General features: G+C 68.2%; 1 protein-coding gene. It reads right to left on the reverse strand.

Features of this window, described 5'->3' with window-relative positions; all coding sequences use genetic code 11:
* A partial coding sequence (locus I71_RS23680; RefSeq protein WP_042699249.1) for a sensor histidine kinase occupies positions 1–1,831 on the reverse strand: 1,831 nt, incomplete at its 3' end.
* Between the last annotated feature and the right edge of the window lie 75 nt (positions 1,832–1,906).

Genomic DNA, 1,906 nt, shown 5'->3' on the forward strand with positions numbered 1-1,906 from the left:
GATCGAGGCGGACTGCGCCCCGCGCCCAATCGGGAAGAGCCTCCGTCGCCGGGGAGCTGTAGCGGCGTGCATGCCCGTCATTCACCAGCTTCACCTGCAAGCCGGAGGCGGAGCTGATCACCAGATCCGGCACATCGCCGGTCGCCCGCTTGACGACGGACTCATACAGCTCCGCGGTGTTCATTTCCCGGTACTCGATGGTGACCGTCGGGTTCGCCTGCTGGAAATCGCGGATGAGTGCCTCTATTGCCGGCCGGTCGGTGGCGGCATCGATGCGCAGCCGCTCTGTGCCTGCCATCGGTGCCGGATAGAGGACGGGCTCCAGGGCCAGGGCCGGCCTGACGACCGCAAGCGCAAGGGCTGGCAGCGTCAGGAGCGTTATGAGCGGGAGCAATCGTTTCCCTCTCGGAACGGCGCCGCCCCCGCCGTCTCCGGGACGGTCGGGAGCTGGGAATTCCAGTCGGACGATCAGACCGCCGCCGGGACGGTCGATCAGGCAGAGCGCCGCATGATGGGCTTCCGCCACCGCGGCCGCAATCGAGAGGCCGAGACCGCTGCCGGCAATCCCCTTGGACTGCCGCCCACGGCTGAAGCGCTCGAACACCTTGGATTTCTCCCCATCCGGTATGCCGGGACCACGGTCGGCGATTTCCACCAGCGGGCCATAATCGGCGGTTCCCGGACGGACATGCACGTCGATGGGGCTGGCACCGCCATATTTGACGGCGTTGTCCAGCAGATTGGACAAGGCTTCCCGCAGGGTCACGGGATCGCCATGCAGCAGCGCATCCCCCTCGGCCTGCTCGCGGGTCAGGGCGATGTGGGGGGTGTCGGGCCGGCCGGCCACCTGCTGCACGATCTGCCGGAGCAGCGCGTCGAGGTCCACCACCTGTGGCTGCACGGATTCCGCGCGATGGACGACGGTCGCGTGGTTCAGCAGCTGCGTGGTCAATTCGCTCGCCTCGACGGCGTTGCGGTGGATGCGTTCGACCCGGTTGCGCAGACGCTCGACATCGGCCTCGCGCTGCGCCAGCTCGGCCTGCGAGCGCAATGCCGCCAGGGGGGTGCGGATCTGGTGCGCCGCGTCGGCCAGGAAGGACTGGGTGGCATCCAGGTTGGCCTTGAAGCGGACCACCAGCTGGTTGATGGCGGCCAGCAGCTGGCCGACCTCGCTCGGCACCGGGGTGTCGATCGGGGTGAAGTCCTGTGGGCGCCGCGCCCGGATCAGCGCCTCCAGAAAGCTCAAGGGCGCCAACGCCTGACGGACTCCGAGCCAGAGCAGGAAAGCACCGACCACCACGGCGAAGGCGATGGGCGCGAAGGAGTTGGCGACCAGCCGGGAAGCCAGCAGGTCGCGGGCCTCGCGGGTTTGGGCCACCACCACGGTCACCCATCCGGACCGCGCAACCCCGCTGATGAAACGCCCGGTCACGGCGATCCGCACCGGGGCATCGCTGTAGACGGCGTTCAGGAACACCGGCGTGTCGTCATGCACGGTGGCGCCGGGCAGATCCTGGTAGCCGGTGACGAGCAGGCCGCCGGGTGCCATCACCTTGTAGAAGACCCGGTCATGCCGCGCCGTCCCCAGCACGCCGAGCGAGGAATAGGGCAGATCCACCGTGATGGCGCCGTTCTCCACCCGCACGGCGTCGGCGATGGACAGGGCGGACGCCGACAGAAGCTGGTCATAGGCGCTGTCCGCCGCCTCCCGCGCATAGGAGCGGACGAACAGGAACAGAATGAGGGTTACGACGCCGAGAACCACGAACATGCGGCTCAACAGGCGACGGCGGAGCGAGCCTCCGGCAGCGGCCCGCCCCTCAGTCGGCATTTTGCTTTTCACCGACATAGCCGACACCATGGACGGTGCGGATGAACACCGAGGCGCCGTCCAGCTTGCGTCGCA

It is taken from the genome of Azospirillum sp. B506, from assembly GCF_000333595.1.
Classification (GTDB): domain Bacteria; phylum Pseudomonadota; class Alphaproteobacteria; order Azospirillales; family Azospirillaceae; genus Azospirillum.